Origin of the sequence: Amycolatopsis sp. NPDC049252, from assembly GCF_043197175.1 — a bacterium.
Taxonomy (GTDB): Bacteria; Actinomycetota; Actinomycetes; order Mycobacteriales; family Pseudonocardiaceae; genus Amycolatopsis.
This window is the reverse complement of sequence record NZ_JBICSQ010000044.1, coordinates 1-22,008: the sequence shown is the minus strand read 5'-3', so window position 1 is coordinate 22,008 and position 22,008 is coordinate 1. Positions and strand designations below refer to the sequence as shown.

At 71.2% G+C, this 22,008-nt stretch carries 18 protein-coding genes and 1 pseudogene; 9 read left to right on the top strand and 10 right to left on the bottom strand.

Annotation, left to right across the window (positions count from 1 at the left end; translation table 11 throughout):
• Positions 1–104: 104 nt before the first annotated feature.
• The gene (locus tag ACGFMK_RS32445) at positions 105–524 is read right to left on the bottom strand and encodes a hypothetical protein (protein ID WP_392771339.1); all 420 of its coding nucleotides are present in this window, start codon (positions 522–524) and stop codon (positions 105–107) included.
• 297 nt (positions 525–821) lie between these two features.
• Here ACGFMK_RS32445 and ACGFMK_RS32440 point away from each other — a divergent pair, with 297 nt between their 5' ends.
• Positions 822–1,400, top strand: a complete 579-nt coding sequence (locus tag ACGFMK_RS32440; protein ID WP_392771337.1) for a fibronectin type III domain-containing protein — start codon at positions 822–824, stop codon at positions 1,398–1,400.
• Positions 1,401–1,404: 4 nt separating this feature from the next.
• Here ACGFMK_RS32440 and uvrA read toward each other — a convergent pair whose 3' ends face one another.
• Positions 1,405–4,266 (bottom strand): excinuclease ABC subunit UvrA, encoded by a 2,862-nt coding sequence (uvrA, locus tag ACGFMK_RS32435; protein WP_392771334.1) that lies wholly within the window; start codon positions 4,264–4,266, stop codon positions 1,405–1,407.
• Positions 4,267–4,342: 76 nt separating this feature from the next.
• A complete protein-coding gene (locus ACGFMK_RS32430) occupies positions 4,343–5,590 on the bottom strand; it encodes an acyltransferase family protein (protein ID WP_392771331.1) in 1,248 nt (415 codons plus the stop codon).
• 107 nt (positions 5,591–5,697) lie between these two features.
• Between ACGFMK_RS32430 and ACGFMK_RS32425 the strand changes: the two genes are divergently transcribed.
• On the top strand, positions 5,698–6,375 hold the full coding sequence (locus tag ACGFMK_RS32425; RefSeq protein WP_392771328.1) for an MBL fold metallo-hydrolase: 678 nt from the start codon (positions 5,698–5,700) through the stop codon (positions 6,373–6,375).
• Positions 6,376–6,553: 178 nt separating this feature from the next.
• Entirely contained in the window at positions 6,554–7,045 is a 492-nt protein-coding gene (locus ACGFMK_RS32420) for a hypothetical protein (RefSeq protein WP_392771326.1), read from the top strand.
• Between the two features lie 16 nt (positions 7,046–7,061).
• On the opposite strand, the gene ACGFMK_RS32415 is transcribed toward ACGFMK_RS32420, so the two are convergent.
• The 4 genes from ACGFMK_RS32415 to ACGFMK_RS32400 all read right to left on the bottom strand — a co-directional run bounded on the left by ACGFMK_RS32415 (position 7,062) and on the right by ACGFMK_RS32400 (position 10,665).
• Positions 7,062–7,841, bottom strand: a complete 780-nt coding sequence (locus tag ACGFMK_RS32415; protein ID WP_392771323.1) for a DUF1684 domain-containing protein — start codon at positions 7,839–7,841, stop codon at positions 7,062–7,064.
• 21 nt (positions 7,842–7,862) lie between these two features.
• Positions 7,863–8,489, bottom strand: a complete 627-nt coding sequence (locus tag ACGFMK_RS32410) for a hypothetical protein (protein ID WP_392771321.1) — start codon at positions 8,487–8,489, stop codon at positions 7,863–7,865.
• 7 nt (positions 8,490–8,496) lie between these two features.
• A complete protein-coding gene (locus ACGFMK_RS32405) occupies positions 8,497–9,474 on the bottom strand; it encodes a hypothetical protein (RefSeq protein ID WP_392771318.1) in 978 nt (325 codons plus the stop codon).
• A 483-nt stretch (positions 9,475–9,957) separates the two neighbouring features.
• A complete protein-coding gene (locus ACGFMK_RS32400) occupies positions 9,958–10,665 on the bottom strand; it encodes a Crp/Fnr family transcriptional regulator (protein WP_392771315.1) in 708 nt (235 codons plus the stop codon).
• Positions 10,666–10,742: 77 nt separating this feature from the next.
• Here ACGFMK_RS32400 and rnhA point away from each other — a divergent pair, with 77 nt between their 5' ends.
• The 4 genes from rnhA (at position 10,743) to ACGFMK_RS32380 (ending at position 16,129) form a co-directional block, all read left to right on the top strand.
• A complete protein-coding gene (rnhA, locus tag ACGFMK_RS32395) occupies positions 10,743–11,222 on the top strand; it encodes a ribonuclease HI (protein WP_323331160.1) in 480 nt (159 codons plus the stop codon).
• A gap of 51 nt (positions 11,223–11,273) precedes the next feature.
• Positions 11,274–11,654 carry a YchJ family protein gene (locus ACGFMK_RS32390; RefSeq protein WP_392771312.1) on the top strand — a complete coding sequence of 127 codons (381 nt, stop codon included), beginning with the start codon at positions 11,274–11,276 and terminating at the stop codon, positions 11,652–11,654.
• 44 nt (positions 11,655–11,698) lie between these two features.
• On the top strand, positions 11,699–12,931 hold the full coding sequence (locus ACGFMK_RS32385; RefSeq protein ID WP_392771310.1) for a hypothetical protein: 1,233 nt from the start codon (positions 11,699–11,701) through the stop codon (positions 12,929–12,931).
• A gap of 147 nt (positions 12,932–13,078) precedes the next feature.
• Positions 13,079–16,129 carry a carbohydrate-binding protein gene (locus ACGFMK_RS32380; RefSeq protein WP_392771308.1) on the top strand — a complete coding sequence of 1,017 codons (3,051 nt, stop codon included), beginning with the start codon at positions 13,079–13,081 and terminating at the stop codon, positions 16,127–16,129.
• Between the two features lie 60 nt (positions 16,130–16,189).
• Here the strand turns inward: ACGFMK_RS32380 and ACGFMK_RS32375 are convergent, their stop codons facing one another.
• Positions 16,190–17,581, bottom strand: a complete 1,392-nt coding sequence (locus ACGFMK_RS32375; protein WP_392771305.1) for a carboxylesterase/lipase family protein — start codon at positions 17,579–17,581, stop codon at positions 16,190–16,192.
• A gap of 9 nt (positions 17,582–17,590) precedes the next feature.
• A complete protein-coding gene (locus ACGFMK_RS32370) occupies positions 17,591–19,168 on the bottom strand; it encodes a beta-N-acetylhexosaminidase (RefSeq protein ID WP_392771302.1) in 1,578 nt (525 codons plus the stop codon).
• A 138-nt stretch (positions 19,169–19,306) separates the two neighbouring features.
• On the opposite strand from ACGFMK_RS32370, the gene ACGFMK_RS32365 reads away from it, so the two are divergent.
• Positions 19,307–21,190 (top strand): Na+/H+ antiporter, encoded by a 1,884-nt coding sequence (locus tag ACGFMK_RS32365; protein ID WP_392771299.1) that lies wholly within the window; start codon positions 19,307–19,309, stop codon positions 21,188–21,190.
• Positions 21,191–21,200: 10 nt separating this feature from the next.
• A complete protein-coding gene (locus tag ACGFMK_RS32360) occupies positions 21,201–21,890 on the top strand; it encodes a histidine phosphatase family protein (RefSeq protein ID WP_392771296.1) in 690 nt (229 codons plus the stop codon).
• On the opposite strand, the pseudogene ACGFMK_RS32355 reads toward ACGFMK_RS32360, so the two are convergent.
• A pseudogene (locus ACGFMK_RS32355) lies at positions 21,874–22,008 on the bottom strand (ABC transporter permease); the annotation flags it as partial. The gene ACGFMK_RS32360 and the pseudogene ACGFMK_RS32355 sit on opposite strands and share 17 nt — an antisense overlap.

Below are 22,008 nucleotides of genomic sequence, written 5' to 3'. Positions count from 1 at the left end.
TACTGCAACCCGCAGCGCCACCGGCGGTGCGTGGGTCGAGCGCAGCGCGACCATGGTGTTCATCGGCTGCCCGTCCTTCCTCGTTTGCCCGGAAACCGTCAGGTTCAGGAGCCGGCGGCGGCCGGCGCGGTGATCTTGCTGCCGTCCGGCGCGACGGCGAACCAGGTGCCGTTGACGCCCTGGCCGTTCGCCTGCCCCGGTGCCTTGTCGCCCGAGAACTCGTACAGCGGCCAGCCGTTCAGTGTGAGCTGCTTGCTGCCGTCCTTGCGGGTCAGCGTGCCGACCTGGGTGTCCTGGATGCCCTTGAGCATCGGCGGGGCCTCGCCGGCGAGCACCGGGGGCCAGGACGTCGCGCACTCACCGTCGCAGTTGGACGTCGGCGGCTGTGAGATGTCCTTGTCGAACCGGTACAGCGTCTTGTCGGAGGCGTCCGTGACGACCGCGCCGACTCCCGCCACCGTGGCGGCGGCCAGCATCACGTGCCCGGGCTGGCCGTGTTCCGGCCCCACGGCTCCCGATGCCATGTCTCCGCAGGCCGACAGCGGGGCCACGACAGCGAATGCGGCAGCGCAGACGACGGCCGTCCGGATACGGTTCATCACGTTCTTCTCCTCGGTGAGGGCGGCACCGCCGTCCAGCGGACCTCGACATCCCAGACACGGACGCCCGGCCGAAACGGTTCAGCGGGGTTCGCGCGGTTCGGTGCCGGTGCGCGGGCGGATTGGTGTGTCCCGGTGATCGGCACGGTCTTGTCGCCGTGCGGGCGGGTTCCTAGGCTGATCACCGTCCCGCCGCCGCCCGGATGTCCACGGGAGGCCGCCATGTCCGTGAAATCGCTTCTCTGCGTGGCGCTCCTGGCCGCGGGCTGTGCCGCGGCACCGGCGCCCGCCTTCACGGCGTCCCTGACGTCTCCCACCGACGTGGTGCTCCACTGGCCGGACGACGACGCGGGCCATCGGGTCGAGTACGCGAACGACCCCGCCGGGCCGTGGACGACGTTGCGGTTCCTGCCGCCGCACACGACGAGCTACCACCACCCGGACCTGATCCCGGCGACGCCGTTCTACTACCGGGAGCAGCCGTTCACCGGCCCGGTGTCGGCGCCGACGACCGCGGGCGCGCCGGCGGCCCAAGACGCGACGGCGCTGCACGCGGTGGCCGACGGCGACACGGTGACGTTCACCTGGACCGACCACTCGGCCGGTGAAGCCGGGTTCCTGCTGGAGATCCGCCGCCCCGGCGCGCCGGACTTCGACCCGGTCGAGGTGACGGACCCGGACACGACGACGTGCGCCCTGTCCACCCTCCCGGGTGAACAGGGCTCGGCCTACCGCCTCCGGGTGCTCTCCTACGGGCCGCTCTCGCCCGTGGTCCACGAGACCACGGGCCAGGAGCGGTGAGCCCTCACTCGGCCGCGAGGACGTGGCGCAGGAACTCGCCCGTGTAGCTCGTCTCGACCCCGGCCACGTGCTCGGGCGTGCCCTCGGCGATCACCGTGCCACCGCCGCTGCCGCCCTCCGGGCCCATGTCGATGATCCAGTCGGACGTCTTGATCACGTCGAGGTTGTGCTCGATCACGATCACCGTGTTGCCCTTGTCCACCAGCCCGTTGATCACGCCGATCAGCTTGCTGATGTCCTCGAAGTGCAGGCCGGTGGTCGGCTCGTCGAGGATGTAGACCGTCTTGCCGGTGGAGCGCTTCTGCAGCTCGCTGGCGAGCTTCACGCGCTGCGCCTCACCGCCCGACAGCGTCGGCGCCGGCTGCCCGAGCCGGACGTAACCGAGGCCGACGTCGACGAGCGTGGCGAGGTGCCGGTGGATCGCCTTGATCGGCTCGAAGAACTCGGCCGCCTCCTCGATCGGCATGTCCAGCACGTCCGAGACGGTCTTGCCCTTGTAGTGCACCTCGAGGGTCTCGCGGTTGTACCGCGCGCCCTTGCAGACCTCGCACGGGACGTAGACGTCCGGCAGGAAGTTCATCTCGATCTTGATCGTGCCGTCGCCGGCGCACGCCTCGCAGCGGCCGCCCTTGACGTTGAACGAGAACCGGCCCTGCTGGTACCCGCGGACCTTCGCCTCGGTGGTCGCCGCGAACAGCTTGCGGACGTGGTCCCAGACACCGGTGTAGGTGGCCGGGTTGGACCGCGGGGTCCGCCCGATCGGCGACTGGTCGACCCGCACCAGCTTGTCGACCTGGGCCAGGCCGTTGACCCGGGTGTGCCGGCCCGGCACCTGGCGGGCGCCGTTGAGCTTGTTCGCCAGCACCGTCGCGAGGATGTCGTTGACCAGCGTCGACTTGCCCGAGCCGGAGACGCCGGTGACCGAGACGAGGCAGCCCAGCGGGAACGAGACGTCCAGCGCGCGCAGGTTGTGCTCGCGCGCGCCGACGACGGTCAGCTGCCGCTTCTTGTCGATCGGCCGCCGGATCGCCGGCACGTCGATCTTGCGGCGCCCGGACAGGTACGCCCCGGTGATCGAGTCCTTGTTCTTCAGGATCTTCTTGTACGGTCCACTGTGGACGATGTGGCCGCCGTGCTCGCCGGCGCCCGGGCCGATGTCGACCACCCAGTCGCTGGAGCGGATGGTGTCCTCGTCGTGCTCCACGACGATCAGCGTGTTGCCCAGGTTGCGCAGCCGGGTCAGCGTCTCGATCAGCCGGTGGTTGTCGCGCTGGTGCAGGCCGATCGACGGCTCGTCCAGCACGTACAGCACGCCGACCAGGCCGGAGCCGATCTGGGTGGCCAGCCGGATGCGCTGCGCCTCGCCGCCCGAGAGGGTCCCCGACGCGCGGTCGAGCGAAAGGTAGGTCAGGCCGACGTCCAGCAGGAAGCGCAGGCGGGCCTGGATCTCCTTGAGCACCGCGCCGGCGATCATCGACTCGCGCTGCCCGAGCTCCAGCTCGTCGAGGAACTGCGACGCCTCCGCGATGGACAGCGCGCAGACCTCGGCGATCGACATGTCACCGCGGGTCTTGTGCTGCAGCGTGACGGCGAGGATCTCCGGCTTGAGCCGGGTGCCCTGGCAGGTCGGGCACGGCACCTCGCGCATGTAGCCCTCGTACCGCTCGCGCATGTACTCGGACTCGGTCTGCTCCTGGCGCCGCTCGAGGAACGGGATGACGCCCTCGAAGTTCGCGTAGTACGAGCGCTGGCGGCCGTAGCGGTTCTTGTAGCGGACGTGCACCTGCTCGTCGACGCCGTGCAGCACCGCCTTCTGGGCGCGCGCGGGCAGCTTGCGCCACGGCGTGTCCATCCGGAAGCCGATCGTCTCCGACAGCGACTCGAGCAGCCGGACGAAGTAGTCGGCGCTCTGCCCGCCGGCCCACGGCGCGATCGCGCCCTCGGCCAGCGTCAGCTCGTCGTCCGGGACCACCAGCTCCGGGTCGACCTCCTTGCGGACGCCGATGCCGGTGCACACGGGGCACGCGCCGTAGGGCGAGTTGAAGGAGAACGAGCGGGGCTCGAGGTCCTCGATGGCCAGCGGGTGGCCGTTGGGGCAGGCCAGGTTCTCGGAGAAGCCGCGGACCCGGTTCGGGTCGTTCTCCGGCAGGTCGACGAACTCCAGCTCGACCAGGCCGTCGGCCAGCCGCAGCGCCGTCTCGACCGAGTCGGTGAGCCGCTGCCGCGAGGCCGACTTCACGCTCAGCCGGTCGACGACCACGCCGATCTGGTGCTTTTCCTGCTTCTTCAGCTTCGGCGGGTCGGTGAGCGCGTGCACCGTGCCGTCGACGACCACACGCGCGTAACCCTGCTGCTGCAGGTTCTCGAACAGGTCGACGTACTCGCCCTTGCGCCCGCGCACGACCGGCGCGAGCACCTGGAAGCGGATGCCCTCGTCCATCTCGAGCACCTGGTCGACGATCTGCTGCGGGGTCTGCTTGCTGATGAGCTCGCCGCACTTGGGGCAGTGCGCCTTGCCGGCCCGGGCGTAGAGCAGCCGGAGGTAGTCGTAGACCTCGGTGATCGTGCCCACGGTCGAGCGCGGGTTGCGCGAGGTGGACTTCTGGTCGATCGACACCGCGGGCGAAAGGCCCTCGATGAAGTCGACGTCCGGCTTGTCCATCTGCCCGAGGAACTGGCGGGCGTACGCGGACAGCGACTCGACGTACCGGCGCTGCCCTTCGGCGAAGATGGTGTCGAAGGCGAGGCTCGACTTGCCGGACCCGGACAGACCCGTGAACACGATCAGGCTGTCGCGGGGCAGGTCGAGATCCACGCCGCGGAGGTTGTGCTCGCGGGCGCCGCGAACAACGAGGCGATCAGCCACGCCAGGGTCCCTTCAGTGTCATTCTCCAGCTGCGGTTGCCGGCCCGGTCAGAGCTGCACGGGCGGCCGCTTCCATGCTACGAGCCACCACCGACAGAAACTGGTTCCGAGTCCTTGACCTGCGGTTCTTCCGGCTTCTGGTCGCGATCCCGGCGAGCGGTGAGCCACCGGTGGACCGGCCGTTCGACGCCCGCGGTGACCGCCCAGCCCGCCAGCACGGCGGCGGCCACGACCACGGGGAGCCGCAGCCAGCCGGGGACGCCGACGTTGATCAGGGCGCGCGCCAGGATGTAACCCAGTTCCTGGTGCACCAGATAAAGACCATACGAGATGCCCGCGAGCCAGGTGACGGCCGGGGCGATCCGGCGCAGGCCGGGGAAGCGCCAGTCGGGGCCCCGGGCGGCGAGGCACACCAGCAGGAGCAGCACCGCGAACCCGATCGTGGACGGCCAGCGCTGGGCGTCCTGCGGCAGGGCCCGGTGGAACGGGAAGACCTGCAGGTCCTGCGCCACGCACGCGGCGAGCACGAACAGCGCGACGTGCCCGTGCGCGAGCCGCTTCTTCGACCACAGCCAGAGGGCCGCGCCGATGGCGAAGACGTGCGCGCGGTGCAGGCCCAGGCCGTAGAAGACGGAGTCGACGACCTTCTGGTGCGTGCCCGGCTCCAGCGACGGCGGCACGATCGCGAACCGGATGACCAGCGGCACCAGGATCAGCGCCCACAGCAGGGCGACGGTCACCCGGTGCGTCCGCCAGGCCCGCGGCCACAGCAGCGCCGCGCAGGCGAAGGCCGCGAGCTGCACGGGGAGCGTCCAGTAGGAGCCGTCGAGGTAGTAGAACCACTCGAAGCGGTAACCCCATTCGGGGACCATGCCCAGGTTGGCGAGCAGATCGGCCCAGGTGGGGATGTACCAGGGCGAGGGGTCCGTCGGCAGGCCCTGCGGCACGCCGAAGAGGAAGCCGGTCAGGCCCGGTGGGAACGGCAGCCCGCTGAAGCGGATGGCCGCGTACCGCGTCACCAGGTAGGTGACGAGCACCGCGACCAGGTAGGCGGGCACGAGGCGCGCGATCCGGTTCCACAGCCACCGGCGCGGATTGCCCTTGCGGAGGCTCGCGCAAACGAAGAACGCGGAGATCACCAGGAGGATCGCCGCCCCGAACTGCGCGGTCACCCGGAAGGGGTACCCCGTGAGTTCCGGGTGCAGAAGTGCACCCTGGTGGGTGACGTGCCCGAGGATGACGGCGAGGACCGCGACGACGCGCAGGAGGTCCCAGCTGATCCGGCGTACGGCTCGTTCCGGGGTCGGCGTCGGAGTCGTCGGCACGGTCTTCCCGGGGTCGGCTTGCGGGGCTCCGGTGAGCCTACGTGGCGGGGTGCGCGAGCACTTGTGCGGGTGGAACCGCTTGCAGGGCCCCGACTACCGTGTGCACGGTGAACATCGTGGAGACCTACACCGGGCACGTCGACCCGGGCGGCGACGCCACCCGGCGGACCCTGGACGCGCTGACCATCACCAAGCTGTCCGTCGGCCCGATGGACAACAACACGTACCTGCTGGTGTGCCGCCAGGAGAACGAAGCCCTCCTCATCGACGCGGCGAACGACCCCGAGCGCATCTCGGACCTGATCGGCCACGGCCCCGACCGGCCGGCCCTGCGCACGGTCGTCACGACCCACCAGCACCAGGACCACTGGCAGGCCCTGGGCGCGGTGGCGGGCGCGAACGGCTCGAACACGGCGGCCCATCCGCTGGACGCCTCGCCGCTGCCGGTACCGCCGGACTTCCTGGTGGAGCACGGCGACACCCTTTCGGTGGGCCAAGTCACCCTTTCGGTGATCCACCTGCGAGGTCACACGCCGGGGTCGATCGCCCTGCTGTACCGGGACCCGTCGGGCCACCCGCACCTGTTCACCGGGGACTCGCTGTTCCCCGGCGGGGTGGGGCGGACCACGTCTCCTGAGGACTTCACGTCCTTGGTGGACGACGTGTCGTCCCGGATCTTCGACGAGCTGCCGGACGAGACGTGGTTCTACCCGGGCCACGGCGACGACTCGACGCTGGGCGCGGAGCGCCCGAAGCTGGCCGAATGGCGCGAACGCGGCTGGTGACGTCCGGATCGCGGTCGTGAGTGAGAAACCGGGTCAGCACACCGTTTCTCACTCACGACACGTTCGGAGCAGCCGGGTAACGGTTCCGGACGCCGGGCAACTCCCCGGACGAACCGGACGTCTCTCGCATACCCAGCGCTGGGACTTCCACCGGTTCACACCCGCCAGGAGGCCCTTCATGTCCAGACCCGTCCGGCGCGCCCTCGCCGCCGTCGTCCTGCTGCTCGCCGGTACCGCGACGGCGGCCGCCGCGGCCGCACCCGCCGGCGCCACGACCACCATTCCCGCCCTGACCGCCATCCGCACCGGCGCCAACCCCGGCTTCGACCGCGTGGTCCTCGACCTCACCGCCGGGACCGCGCCCGGGGTCAGCTACCAGCTCGTCGACGAGCTCACCGCCGACCCGACCGGGGACATCGTGTGGCTCACCGGGCAGTACTTCATCAACGTCTCCGCGACGCCCGCCGCCGCGCACGACGACTCCGGCGCGCCCACCTATCCCGGGCCGCAGAAGTTCCGGACGCGGAACCTGCGCAACGTCATGGCCGTCGCGGTCACCGGGGACTTCGAGGGGCACCTGACCGTCGGGCTCGGCGTGCGGTCGCGGACGACGGTGAACGTCTTCACGCTCACCGCGCCCAACCGCGTCGTGATCGACGTCGCCAGCTGAAACCGGGAAGACCCCGTCAGCGCTCGTACGGGGTCTTCTCCCCCGCCTCCACCGCGAAGTTCAGGTGGTTGCCCGCCGGGGGCAGCGGGCACGTCGCGAAGTCGGTGAACGCGCACGGCAGGTTCACCGCGCGGTTGAAGTCCAGCGTCACCGTGCCGTCCGCGGCCGGCGCGCCCACCGGCAGCGAGCGGTTGGCGGCGTACGTCGTGAGGCCGCTCGTCCCGTCGGTGAACAGAATGCTGAAGCCGCCTTCCTTGCCGTTGAACGCGGTCAGCGTGTGCGACGCGCCGTCGTGCTCGAAGTGGACCAGGCCCGGCGCCGTGTAGACGTGGCTCAGGCCCTCGACCACGGCGCCGACCGTGGTGGGCCGCGGCTCGTCGAACGGCTCGAACCGGCCGGTGAGCACCCACGACGGCGACGGTTCGTAGGCCGGGACGCCGTGGAAGGCGCGCAGCACCTCGGCCTTCGGGTCGTGCACCCGGATCAGGTACCCCGAGCGGCGGGCCACCTCGATCTCGACGTCACCGGACAGCACCCGGGTGCCCGCGCCGCTGTTGACCAGCTCGAACCGGCGGACGTCCGTGATCGGCTCGCCCTCGTGGGTCAGCGCGGCGCCGGCCGGGTCGACGTACGCGGCGTCGACGTCCTGCCACCAGCGGCCGGGGATGCCGGGGTACTCGCGCGGGGTGTCGGTCAGCCAGTCCAGCGACACCAGCGCCAGCCAGCCGTGCGGCTCGGCGAGGTCCGACTCGCGCCGGGTCTTCCAGTCCTGCCACTCGCTCGTGAACGTGCTCATCGCGGGCCCCTTCCCAACGGGTTACGAAGGTGCCAACCCGTCGTCTTCCGAGCTATTCCACGTCTCAGCATCCGGACGGATCCGCAGCCAGCCGATCTCGAGGCCGCCGCCGGCCGCGACGAAGACCTGCCGGAACACCGCCGGGTCCAGGTCGTGCTCGCCTTCGCCGGCGACGGCCGTGTAGAAGCGGTCGGACACGATCAGCACCTGGTCCTCCTCCGGCGCCGCCGCGGAAGCCGCCTTCAGCTCGGCCGAATCGCACAGCCAGGACGACAGCGCGATCGCGGCGCCGCCGAAGTGCGGCGGGCGCAGCACGACGTCGCCGTGGTCGATCGCCAGCCGCAGGCGCAGCCTGCCGAACTGCGCGAGGTGGCGGTTGCGGTTCCCCAGCGCCTCGTCCACCAGGGCGACCAGCCCGGTCGCGACCCACCGCGACGGCACCGTCGGCGGGATGACCAGCGTGGTGTTGTCCCCCTCCGGCCGCCGGAACCAGGTCGGGGTCCGGTAGGGCACCGGCACGCCGTCGAACACGTCGTCCAGCACCGCGTCGAGGGTGACGCCGAGGTGCACCGAGCGGGCGGTCCGCCCGCGGCTCGGCGCGACGATCCCGATCCGGACGACGGTCGCGGACACCGGGACGGTGCGCATGGGCTCCTCAGTCCTCCCGAGGATCGAAGGACCGATCGAAAGACCACTGCAGGCCGTAGCTCAGGCCCTGGTGCAGCCCGTGGAACTCGAGGCCCACCTCGCCGACCCGGTTGATCGTCAGCGCGTCGCCCGAGTCGACGCCGTCGTCGATCACCCGGCCCGGCACGCCGTTGAGCCGCCACACCCGAGACGGCGGGTCGGCGCGGTCGAAGCGGACGCGGACCGAGAACTTCTCGCAGCGGCGCAACGGCGTGAGGACGTAGTACGGCCGCAACGAGGTCCGCTGCGGCGCGAACCGGATGCCGTACTCGTGGCGCTGGCCCAGCCGCAACGGGCTGGGCAGCCGCATGACGAACTGCGCGTGGCTCGCCGAAACCTGCTTCGCCTCGACGACTTCACCGCCGAAGAGCACGTCGGCGCTGATGTCGGGCACCGGGTCGCTGCCGGGCACGGCCGGCACGCTGAAGGACAGGACCAGCTCGTCGAGCTCGTCGACCTCCGCGACGATCCGGCGCTCCTCCTGCAGGTCGGGCGGGTCGCGGTCGAGCCGGACCATCGCCTTCATCGACTCGACGTACCAGCCGGCGAGCGGGTGCAGGTCCCGGTTCCGGACGGGCGCGCCGAGCAGCTCGTCGAGCCGGCGGAACGCGAGGTCGATACGGCGCCGCGCGGTGCGCGGGTCCCGGTCCAGCACGCTGGCCAGCCAGAAGATCCGCCGGTCCAGGAACTCCCCGGCCGCCTCTTCGTGCAGGCCGAGCGCCGCCAGCGCGGCCAGCCGCAGGTCCGCGGGCAGCCGCCCGCACAGCTCGGTGAGCCGCAGGACGAGCTTGTGCCGCGCGGCGGCGGGCTGGTCGGTCTCGGCGATCTCGCACGCCGCCCGCAGGCACGGCCCGATCCGCTGGTGCAGATCGGTGGCGTCCAGGCCGCGGCCGCGGCGCAGCTCGTTCAGCTCGCGCACGAACGGGAAGGAGTTCTCCGCCGTCACCCGGCCCTCCTCCTTTGCTGCGGCAGAAAGAGAGTCGCAGAACGGCCCATCACGTTACCAGTGCCGGTTCCGTTGCGGAATGACAGATGGGGGACATTCTTTCAGCGTGAATAGCCCGGCCGGTCGACCCCCCACGAGCCGGCCGGCCGGGCCGCACCGCGGGTGCGTCAGTTCGCGCCGAAGATCAGCGCCCAGATCGAGTGGCTCTCCATCACACACCTCCTCATCGCTGCACCCAGGACGAGGCGGGGGCCGGTGCCGCCGGTGTCACCGCGTTCCCGGAGGCCACCAGCAATCCCGCGACGACGCCGGCGGCGAACGCGGCGGAAACGGATTTCACCAGGGTCCGGATTTTGCAGTAGACGTTCACGACAAGCACTCCCCCGAGCCTCGCTCAAAAACGGAATCCGGCCGGTGGCATCTCGTTTCTTTTCCGGCCGATCCCAGAATGGCGCGCGGGGGACGAGCTTCAGATGCCCGTTGTCACGGGCGTTGTGTGCCGTTTGGCTCAGAACGGGCCAGGGCGCGCAGGACGTGCATCCGGCGGATGAGGACGCGTTTCCGGCCGGTCTCGACGACGCCCCGCTCCCGCAGGACGGCCAGCGCCCGCGCGACGGTCCGGCGCGCCGCGCCGACCTGCCCCGCCATGTCCTCCTGCGAAAACCCCGCCTCGATCACGATGCCCTCCGGCACCGTACGGCCGTGCTCTTCGGCCAGCCGCACCAGGTGGACCGCGACCCGGTGGCTCACGTCGTAGGCCGCCGAGGCGACGCGCGCGTTCTCGGCGGCGCGCAGCCGGACGGCGACGGTCTTGATCGTCGCGATGGCGATCTCGGGCCGGGCCCGCAGCACGGCGAGGAACTGGACGCCGGTCAGCTGGACGACCTGGCACGGTTCCATGGCGCGGCACGACACCGTGCGCGCCCAGCCGTTGATCGCCGCCAGTTCGCCCAGCACCTCGCCGGGGCCGCGCAGGCCGAAGAGCACCTCGCGGCCGTCCTCGACGATCTTCGAGATCCGCACCCAGCCCGAGACCAGGACGTGCACGTGGTCGGACGGGTCGCCTTCCATGAGCACGTAGTCGTCGGCGCGGAAGCGGCGCCGGACGCCCTGGGCGAGCAGGTACTCGCGATCGGCGTCGGCGAGGTGCGCCAGGAGCGCCCCCTCGGCCTGGTCGTCGTGCCCCGTCATGGTTCCCCTCCGGATTTCCACCGTAACCCGGCGTGGTGGCCGGAAGCGAGGGTAAGACGACCGGTAGGGTCGCCGCCGTGGCGAGCGAGGACGGACCGGCCGTGGAGATCTACACCGACGGCGCGTGCAGCGGGAACCCCGGCCCCGGGGGCTGGGGCGCGGTGCTGACCTACGGCAAGCACGAGCGCGAGCTGTACGGCGGCGAGGCCACGCCGACGACGAACAACCGGATGGAGCTGACCGCGCCGATCCGGGCGCTGGAGAGCCTCAAGCGCCCGTCCCAGGTCCGCGTGTTCACCGACAGCACGTACGTGCGCAACGGCATCACGCAGTGGCTGCCCCGCTGGAAGAGCAACGGCTGGAAGACCGCGGCGCGCGAGCCGGTCAAGAACGCGGACCTGTGGCAGCGCCTCGACGAGGCCGTCCGCGAGCACGAGGTCGAGTGGCTCTGGGTGAAGGGCCACGCGGGCCTGCCGGGCAACGAGCGCGCGGACCGCCTCGCGGTGCGCGGCGCGCAGGAAGCCCGCGAGAGCGGCAAGCCGGTCAACGGCGGCTAGTCCACAAAGGACGGCTGACGCCGGCCGGCCCGGCCGTGGCACACTTTGCCGATGCCTCCCGCTCCGTGCCCGTGCGGCCTCGCCGAGTCCTACGCCGCCTGCTGCGGCCGGTTCCACGACGGCGGCCTGGCGGCGCCGACCGCCGAACTGCTGATGCGGTCCCGGTTCAGCGCCTTCGCCGTCGGCGACACGGACTACCTGCTGCGCACCTGGCACCCGGACACCCGGCCGCGGAAGCTGGCGCTCGATCCCGGCCAGGAGTGGACGCGGCTGGAGATCCTCGCCCGCACCGGCGGCGGCCTGCTGCACAACGAAGGCACGGTCGAGTTCCGCGCGCACTACCGTCACCGGGGTCGCGACGCCTTCATGGAGGAGAACAGCCGCTTCCGCCGCGAAGCCGGCCAGTGGGTCTACCTCGACGCGAAAGCCTGAAACCCGTCCCGCACACCGCCACCGCCGTGCTAAACAGGGCGGCGATGGGAAAACTGACGCGCCGCGCCCGGGCGAAGGCGGACTACTTCGGCTTCATCGGCGCCCGGGAGTGGCCGCTCGCCGCGTCGGGCCTCGGCGTGCTGCTCGGCGCGGTCACCATCCTGCCCAGCGCCGTCGGCATCGTGCTGTCGGTCGTCGCGCTGGCGCTCGGCATCACCACCTTCACCCGGGACGTCCGGCTGCTGCGCCGCCGGTGGGCCGGGTTCGCGTTCACCGCGATCGCCGCGCCCTTCCCCGCCGACGACCTGCCGCCGCCCGCCGCTTACCCGCCGTCCGAGTACCTCGCCGTGCCCGCCCGGGGAACCGTGCTGGTCAGCGACGCGATCGACCGGGACCTGTGGAGCGGGCAGCACACGATCACCGTCGCCGAGGAGCCCTACCGGCTGCCGCCGTCCCTCAAGGCGACCGCGCCGCACGTGCTTCCGCTGCGCGCCCGCGGGCGGCTGCTCTTCAACGGCCCCGTCGTCGGCATGCACGGCGATCCGCTGCCCGCCGCCGGTGCCCGGCCCGCGCCCATCCGGCTGCACCGCGCGCGGTTCTTCGACGCCGTCTGCTCGAACGAGCTCGGCACGCTGCGCATCACCCGCAGCGAGACCGGCGAAGAGTACGACCTGCGCAAGGCCGAGCTCACCGACTCGGCCGGCGCCCTGCGGACGTTGAGCAGCAGCGCCCTGACCGACCTGGTCGGCGTGTCCACGGTCGCCTTCACCACCGACGGCCGGCTCGTCACCGTCCGGCAGTCGTCGCTCAACGCGGCGAGCGGGCTGCTGCTGGCGCCGTCGGGCAGCGGCTCGCTCGAACCCCGAGACCTGCGGACACCGGACGGCGAACCCCGGCAGTTGCTGCACGACGCCGTCCGCGCGGGCATGGAACGCGAACTGTGCGAAGAGAGCGGGCTCGCGCCCGGAGACGTCCGCTCGACGCGGTTGGTCGGCTTCGCGCGCTGGATGGAACGCGGCGCGAAGCCGGAGTTCTTCGGGCTGACCGAACTGGCCGTCGACAGCGGCGACGTCGCCGGCCGCCGGCCGGTCAGCGGCGAACGGCTCTACAGCGCCGGGCTGACGCTCTTCGACGTCGACCTCGCGGCGGTCGGCGTCGCACTGGCCGCCGGTGTTCCGCTGAACGAGACACTCCCACGGCGAATCTGGGAAGACGGCTCGTTGCCACTCCTGCTGGCCCTGCGCGCGGCGGCCGCCTGGCACGCCGAGCAGGGGTGACCAACCGGGCAAACGCCCCTGTTCCCGGAGTGATCGGACCGCTACTATCGTCCGCAATTGTTAGGAAAGTTACCTAACGATGGTCACCGTCCCTCGCCGCCGTGGTGCCTAGGAGGCGCGCTAGTGAGTCATCGGCAAAGAAGAACCATGACGACGCTGTTGGCGGCGGTCACGCTCGCCGTCGCGCTGGGCGGGGCGGCCGTCCCGGCGGCCGGCGGACAGGTGCCCGCCAGGGCCTCCGTCGCCGCGGCCGGGCCGGCCACCGCGGTCCCCGGATTCCTGATCCAGACCTCGGCCCGGGTCGGCGACGACCCGGCGGTCTCGAAGCCGGGCTTCGACACCGCCGGCTGGTACCCGGTCGGCCCGCGCTCGACCGTCTACGCCGGCCTGCTGGCCAACGGCAAGTACGCCGACCCCTTCTACTCGACGAACATGAAGAACGTGCCGACCGCGGACTTCAAGGTCCCGTGGTGGTACCGCACCGACCTCACCGTCACCGACACCACCCAGCGCACCTACCTCGACTTCAGCGGCGTGCTGTCCAAGGCCGACGTCTGGGTCAACGGGACGAAAGTCGCGGACAAGGCGCAGGTCACCGGCGCCTACACCCGCCAGGACCTGGACATCACCGCGCAGGTCGAGGCGGGCACGAACAGCGTCGCGTTCAAGGTCTACCCGAACGACCCCGAGAAGGACCTGTCGATGGGCTGGATCGACTGGGCGCAGACCCCGCCGGACCAGAACATGGGCATCGTGCGGGACGTCCTCGTGCGCCGCAGCGGGCCGGTCGCGCTGCGCGGCGGCCACGTCGTCACGAAGCTCACCGGGACGGCGCACGCCGACCTGACCGTGAAGGCCGACGTCCGCAACGACTCGGCGGCCGCGGTCTCGGCGACGGTGTCCGGCACGGTCGCCGGGCGCGCGATCAGCCAGCCGGTTTCCCTGGCGGCCAAGGAGAAGAAGACCGTCACGTTCCCGGTGGTCGGGATCGACAACCCGCAGGTCTGGTGGCCGGCCGGGATGGGCGGGCAGCCGCTCTACGACCTCGACCTCACCGCGAGCGTCGGCGGCACGGCGTCGGACTCCTCCCACGAAAGCTTCGGGGTGCGCGAGGTCAAGGCGCCCAAGAACGCCAGCGGCGGCCGGTCGTACACGATCAACGGGCGTCCGCTGCTGATCAAGGGTGGCGGTTACTCGCCGGACCTGTTCCTGCGCTGGAACCAGCAGTACGCGGCGGACAAGCTCGCCTACGTCAAGAACCTCGGGCTCAACACCGTGCGCCTGGAGGGGCACATCGAGCCCGACGAGTTCTTCGACCTCGCCGACCGGATGGGCGTGCTCACGCTGCCCGGCTGGGAGTGCTGCGACAAGTGGGAGGGCCAGGTCAACGGCGACGAGAAGGGCGACCCCTGGACCGCCGCGGACTACCCGGTCGCGAAGGCGTCGATGACCGCGGAGGCCGAGCGGCTGCGCGATCACCCGAGCGTCATCTCGTTCCTGATCGGCAGCGACTTCGCGCCCGACGCGACGATCGAGAAGAACTACCTCGACGCGCTGGCCGCCGCGGACTGGCCCACCCCGGTGGTCCCGGCCGCGTCGGCGAAGTCGTCACCGCAGCTCGGCTCGTCCGGCATGAAGATGAACGGGCCGTACGACTACGTCCCGCCGAACTACTGGTACGACAAGGCGCACTCCGATCTGGGCGGCGCGTGGGGCTTCAACTCGGAAACCAGTGCCGGGCCGGACATCCCGACGATGGACACGCTCAAGCGGATGATGTCGCCGAGCGAGCTGGACACGTTGTGGAAGAGCCCGTCGACCGCGCAGTACCACCGGTCGTCGTCCTCGACGTTCGCCAACCTGAAGCTCTTCGGCGACGCGCTCGCCGGCCGCTACGGCAAGCCGGCGAGCCTCGACGACTTCGTCCGGAAGGCGCAGCTGGCGCAGTACGAGAACGTCCGCGCCGAGTTCGAGTCGCACTCGCGCAACTTCAGCGACAGCTCGAACCCGTCGACCGGGATCATCTACTGGATGCTCAACAGCGGCTGGACGTCGCTGCACTGGCAGCTGTTCGACGCCTACCTCGACCAGAACGGCTCCTACTTCGGGGCCAAGAAGGCGAACGAGCCGCTGCACATCCAGTACTCGTACGACACCAAGTCCGTCGTGGTGGTCAACCACAACCACGACGCGGCGTCGAACCTGACCGCGTCGGTCAAGCTCTACAACCTCGACGGGACGGAGAAGTTCACCCAGTCGAAGACGCTCTCGGTGGGCGGTGACGGCGCGAAGAGCACCGCGCTGACCATCGGCACGGTGAGCGGCCTGTCGACGACGTACCTGGCGAAGCTGGTCCTCACCGACGCCTCGGGCAAGGAGGTCAGCCGCAACGTCTACTGGCTGTCCACCAAGGCCGACACGCTCGACTGGGGCAACAGCGACTGGTACTACACGCCGACGACGTCGTACGCGGACCTGTCCGGGCTGACCGGCCTGGGCCAGGTGGCGGTCGACGCCACGGCGAACTCGACGGCGAACTCCGACGGCACCACGACCACCAAGGTGACGCTGAAGAACAGCGCAGGCGGCAAGGTGCCGGCGTTCTTCGTCGACGCGCACGTCCTCGGTGCGGCGGGCGCGCCGGTGCTGCCGGTGACGTGGACCGACAACCAGGTCACCCTCTGGCCCGGCGAGTCGACGACGCTGACCGCGACGTACCGGACCGCGGACCTCAAGGGCGCCAAGCCGTCCGTGCGGGTCGCGGGCTGGAACACCGGCACGAAGACGGTGCCGGCGGACGGCACGGCCGGTCCTGGTACCCCGGTGGACTACCAGGCCGAGGACGCCACGATCACCAGCGGTGTCGCGGAGTCGAACCACGCCGGCTTCACCGGCAGCGGGTTCGTCAACTACGACAACGCGACCGGCAGCGCGGTGGAGTTCTCCGTCGACGCGGCCGCCGCCGGCCCCGCCGACGTCGTCCTGCGGTACGCCAACGGCACCACGGTGAACCGCCCGATGGACGTCTCGGTGAACGGCCGCGTTGGTGCGTCCGCGCTCGCCTTCGGCAGCACCGGGAACTGGGACACCTGGCAGACGGTCACGGTCCACGTGACCCTGACCGCCGGGGTGAACAAGATCAAGACGACCGCGACGACCGCCAACGGCGGCCCGAACGTCGACAAGATCACCGTCTAGCGCAAGTCCGTGAATGTCGCATTGAGGGACTTGAAGTCCCTCAATGCGACATTCACGGCTTTAAAAGGTGTCCCAGAGCAGGCGCTGGTCGCGGTCCGGGTCGGTGACTGTGGTGGAGATGTCGTCGAAGAGGCGGGTGACGCGGTCCTCCGGTGTGTAGCGCGGCCAGCCCGGGTCGCCTGTGGTGATAAACCGGATCCAGGCGCCGGACATCTCCGTCGCCAGAGCTTGGAAACGCTCGGTCGGGCGGTTGCGGCCGGCGAAGAGGAACCGCCAGTTCTTGTTGTCGACGTCGTCGAACATCAGCGGCAGGTCGAGTCCGTGCGGCGCGCCGAGACCCTTGCCCCGGGGCGCGATCCGCCAGTCGAGGCGGTACATCCAGGCGTCCGGCTGCTTCTCGGCGAACCGGATCGCCGGGATCCACCAGTCCCCCGCCGTCAGCGCGCGGTTGCGGACCTGGTCCTCGGGCCAGCCGAGCAGCTCGGTGTACGCCGCGACGGCCTTTTCGACCTCGGCGGGCTCCAGCATCGTCGAGCCGACGCCGAGCAGCTTCGCGCCGCCCGACTGCAGCCAGCTGAACAGGTCCTCCTCGTCGGCCGTCGTCCCGATGAGCAGCGGGGCTTCGCGGACGCCGTCGAGCGGGCGTTCGGGCAGCAGCTCGTCGCCGACGATCACGCGGTAGGTCACCTTGGTCCCGGAGACGGCCGAAACCCGTTGCTGCGCCTCCAGAATCCGCTTCACCGGCAACGTCGCCAGGTCCGCGGGCGAGGCGTCCAGTTCCTTGAGGACCGCCGACGCGACCTCCGCGCCCTCATCCGGTGTGTGCACCACCGAGCCGACGCCGGTGCCACTCTGCACGATCGCCCGCCGGACCAGGCCGTCCGTGGCGGGCACGGCCAGCAGCGTCCCGACCGTGCGGCCGCCGTTGGACTGCCCGGCCAGCGTCACCTGCGACGGATCACCGCCGAACGCCGAAACGTTGTCGCGCACCCATTCCAGCGCGGCGACCTGGTCGCGCAGCGAGAGGTTCGAGTCGGCGACACCGGGCAGGCGCAGCAGGCCGAGCACGCCCAGGCGATACGCGACGGTCACGACGACCACCCCGCGCCGGGCGTACGCCGACCCGTCGAACTGGTGCGGCGCGCCCATCACGCCACCGCCGCCGTGGATCCACACCAGCACCGGGTGCGGACCGGGCTCAGCCGGCGCGTAGACGTTGACGTAGAGGCAGTCCTCGTCACCGGTGAAGCCGCGGCCGGTCAGCTCGGGCTGCGGCGCGCGCGGCGCCCACTTCGTCGCGTCCCGCACACCCGGCCAGGGCTGCACCGGCCGCGGCGCGCGGAACCGCAGCTCCTCCACCGGAGGCGCGGCGTACGGCACCCCGAGGAACGTCCTGACCCCGTCCTTCGCGGATCCGCGCACCGCGCCACCCGTGATCTCCACCGTCGTCACGGGTCCAGCCTAGGCGCCTGCCGGCCACGTCACCTGCGGCGACTTGTAGTACTTGATCCCCAGCAGCTTCCAGAGCGGTCCCTGGGTGGCGAGCCGCTTCGAGAAGGCCGTCCAGTCGTGGGTGCTCTGCGGTGACCAGCCGAGCTCGGCGATCGCCGTCAGCCGCGGGAACGCCAGGTACTCGATGTCCGCGCTGGTCGTCACCGTTTCCGTCCACAGTGGAGCTTCGACGCCGGAGACGGCGGACTCGGCGACGCCGGACAGGTAGGCGCCCGGGTTCCAGTCGTAGGCCTTCTTGACCTCGACGAGCCCGGCCCACTCCTGCCCGATCGGCGAGCTCGACGTGTACTTCATGTCGAGGTAGGCGTGGTTGGCCGGCGACAGCACGAGCTTCGTCCCGTTCTTGGCCGCCGTCGCGACCGCGCTGTTGCTCGTCGTGGTGTCCCAGAACTGGGCGACGGTGCCGGGCGCCGGGGTCGCGTCGACGATCTCGTGCCAGGCCAGCGCGCTCTTCCCGTGCGCGGCGGCGATCTGCTGGACGCGGTTCATGAACGCCTTGTAGTCGGCCGGTTTCGTCGACTGCGCCTCATCGCCGCCGATGTGCAGGTACTTGCCCGGCGTCAGCGCGGCCAGCTGGCCGAGGACGGCGTCGAGGAACGTGTAGGTGATCTCCTTCGACGTGCACAGCGAGCTGAACCCGACGTCGGTGCCGGTGTAGCGCGGGCGCGCCTTGCCGTCGCAGTTCAGCTCGGCGTAGGAGGCCAGCGCGGCGTTCGTGTGGCCCGGCAGGTCGATCTCCGGCACGACCGTGATGTACCGCGCCTGGGCGTACGCGACGATCGCCGCGTAGTCGGCCTGCGTGTAGTAACCACCCGGGCCGCCGCCGACCTGGGTGCTGCCGCCGTAGGTGGCGAGGCGCTCCCAGCCGTTGATCACGATCCGCCAGCCCTGGTCGTCGGCCAGGTGCAGGTGCAGCGTGTTGACCTTGTACCGGGCGAGCTGGTCGACGTACCGCTCCACCTGGGCGACGGTGAAGAAGTGCCGGGCGACGTCGAGCATCGCGCCGCGGTAGCCGAACCGCGGCTGGTCGGTGATCCGGCCGCCGGCCAGCACCCACGGCCCCGCCGCCGTGGTGGTGCCCTGCGCGGCCGGCGGCAGCAGCTGCAGCAGCGTCTGGACGCCGGCGAACAGGCCCGCGGCCTGCCGGGCCCGCACGACCACGCCGGACGCCGTGACGTCGAGCTGGTAGCCCTGGTCACCCACCGAATCCGGCGCGCCCGTGAGCAGCAGCCGGACGCCGTCGGTGCCCGAGGGCGGGGTGTGCACCGGGATCGCGTAGCCGGTGGACCGGCGCAGGGTCGTCGCGAGCCGGTCGCCGATCGCGGCGACGTCGGCGGAGATCGCGACGCCGGAGCCGAGGGTGAACGTCACCCCGCTCGCCGGGACCGCGCTCGCCGGAGCCGGGACGACACTGCCGAACGGGACGGGCGCGGCCGAGGCCGTCGACACGCCGCCCGCCAGCGCCGAAGCCGTCAGCGCGGCCACCAGGCCGAGCCGCAGCACACGTCTTGTCCGTGAGACCGCCATCAAACCCTCCATGATCGGACGAAACGGATCAGGCAGGGCCCACAGGAGATGGCGGCGTCCGCTCCTCGAGCCGGGACGATTCAACCAGAACCGACCCGCGCGGCACACCGCCACGGCGGTTCGGGTGATGATTACCCCGTGCACATCGCGGCAGAGATAGTGGCCCTGGTCGTGACCGTCCTTTTTGTCAGCGCGCTCGCGCGGCGGCTGGACTGGTCGGCGCCCCTGTGCCTGATCGTCGTCGGCGTCGGCGCGTCCTACGTGCCGGGTGTCCCCGAGTACCACCTGGACCCCGAGGTCGTGCTGCTCGGCCTGCTCCCGCCGCTGCTGTACTCGGCGGCCATCCAGACGTCCCTGGTCGACTTCCGGAAAAACCGCGGCGCGATCGGGCTGATGTCGGTCGGGCTGGTCGTGTTCACCGCCTTCGGCGTCGGGCTGGTCGCCTGGGCGGTGATCCCCGGCCTGCCGCTGGCCGGCGGGATCGCGCTCGGCGCGATCGTCGCCCCGCCGGACGCGGTCGCCGCCAGCGTCGTCGCGCGGCGCGTCGGCATGCCCCGCAAGCTGATCCGCCTGCTGGAGGGCGAGAGCCTGTTCAACGACGCGGCCGCGCTCGTCGCCCTCCGCACGGCCATCGCCGCGCTGGCCGGCTCCGTCAGCCTCTGGCAGGTCGGCGCCGACTTCTTCCGCGCGGCCATCGGCGGGATCGTGGTCGGGCTGGTCGTCGGGTTCGTGGCCGCGTTCATCCGCGCGCGGATGAACGAGCCGGTGCTGGACACCGCGCTGTCGTTCGCGGTGCCGTTCATCGCCTACATCCCGGCCGAGGCGATCCACGGGTCCGGGGTGCTGGCGGTGGTCGTCGCCGGGCTGATCCTGGGGCACAAGGCCCCGAAGATCCTCTCCGGCTCGGCGCGCCTGGCCAGCAGGCTGAACTGGCAGACCATCGCGTTCCTGCTGGAGAACATGGTCTTCCTGCTGATCGGCCTGCAGCTGCGGCGGATCCTCAGCGAAGTCAGCGAGACCGGGCTGTCGCTGGGGCTGCTGACCTGGATCTGCGCGGCGGTGCTCGCCGCGACGATCCTCACGCGGATGCTGTGGATGCTCGGCATCGGCACCGTGAAGCGGCTGGAACAGCGCTTCATGCCGAAGCGGGTGAAGGCGAAGATCTGGCCGTGGCGCTACTCGGCGGTGATTTCCTGGGCGGGGATGCGCGGGGTCGTGACGCTCGCCGCGGCGTTCGTGTTGCCGGCCGACACCCCGCAGCGGCCCGTGCTGGTGCTCGCCGCGTTCGTCGTCGTGGCCGGCACGCTCGCCGTGCAGGGCATGACGCTGCCACCGCTGATCCGGCGGCTCCGCCTGCCCCGGCCGGACCCGGCGGAGGACGCGCTGCAGGAGGCGTCCGTGCTGCACGACATGACCACCGCGGCGCTGCAGAAGCTCGAGGAGATCCGGCAGCCCGACGACCCGCCCGAGATCATCCAGCGCATCCGCGACCGGCTGCAGAACCGGTCCGACTCGGCGTGGGAGCAGCTCGGCCGCCAGAGCGTGCTGGCCGAGACGCCCAGCGACGCCTACCGCCGGCTGCGGGTCCAGCTCCTCGAGGTGGAACGCGACCAGTTCCTGAAGGCCCGTGCCGCCGGCAGCGCCGACGACGACGTCCTGCGGAAGGTCCTGGAGCGCCTCGACATCGAGGAGTCCATGCTCGACCGCGCCGAGGAGGAACCGGACGTCGAAGGCCGCGAGCTGCGCACCCCGGCCGCGACCGCGGGTTCGTGCAAGCACCTGGCCCACGAGTGGGTCGAAAAGGAACCCAGCTCGCCGGACTCCTGCGCGGCCTGCATCGAGGAGGGGACGACCTGGGTGCACCTGCGGATGTGCCTCAAGTGCGGCAACGTCGCGTGCTGCGACTCCTCGCCGCGCCGGCACGCCACCCGGCACTTCCACGAGAGCCGGCACCCGGTGATGCGCAGCTTCGAGCCCGGCGAGACCTGGCGATGGTGCTTCGTGGACAAACAGCTCGGCTAGTGTCGGGGCCATGACGAGCACGCCCGAGCAGGAGATCGAATACCGGCAGCACCGGTTCAGCCCGCCCCCGGGCGCGACCGAGATCTTCCTGGTCCGGCACGGCGAATCCGCGCCGGCCCGGGCCAGCAACCCGTTCGACCTGGTCGACGGCCAGGCCGACCCGGACCTCGCGCCGGAGGGCCGCGACCACGCCCAGCGCATCGGCGCCCGGCTGGCCGGCGAGCGCATCGACGCGATCTACGTGACGACGCTGCGCCGCACGGTGCAGACCGCGGCGCCGCTGGCCGAGAAGCTCGGGATCACCCCCGTCGTCGAGCGCGACCTGCGTGAGATCCACCTGGGCGACTGGGAAAACGGCCTGTTCCGCAAGTACACGACCGACGGCCACCCGATCGTCGACCGGCTGTGGGCCGAGCAGCGCTGGGACGTCATCCCGGGCGCGGAGTCCGACGAGGCGTTCGGCGCCCGGCTGCGCGACGCGCTCACCCGCATCGCCGCCGCCCACCCCGACCAGCGCGTCGCCGTCTTCACCCACGGCGGCGTGATCGGCGAGGTGTTCGCCCAGGCCAGCCGGTCGGTCGAGCGGTTCGCGTTCCTCGGCGCGGACAACGGCTCGATCTCGCACCTGGTGCTGCAGGGCGACCGCTGGATCGTGCGGCGCTTCAACGACACGGCGCACCTGGCTACGCCGCTCGGCTGAGCTTCCCGGCCGCGACGAACTGAACGGTCACCAGGATCGAGACGGCTTCGGCGGCGAGCAGCCCGATCAGGACGAGCACCTGGGTCGTGCCCGCCTGGATCGGGCCGGCGCCGCCGAG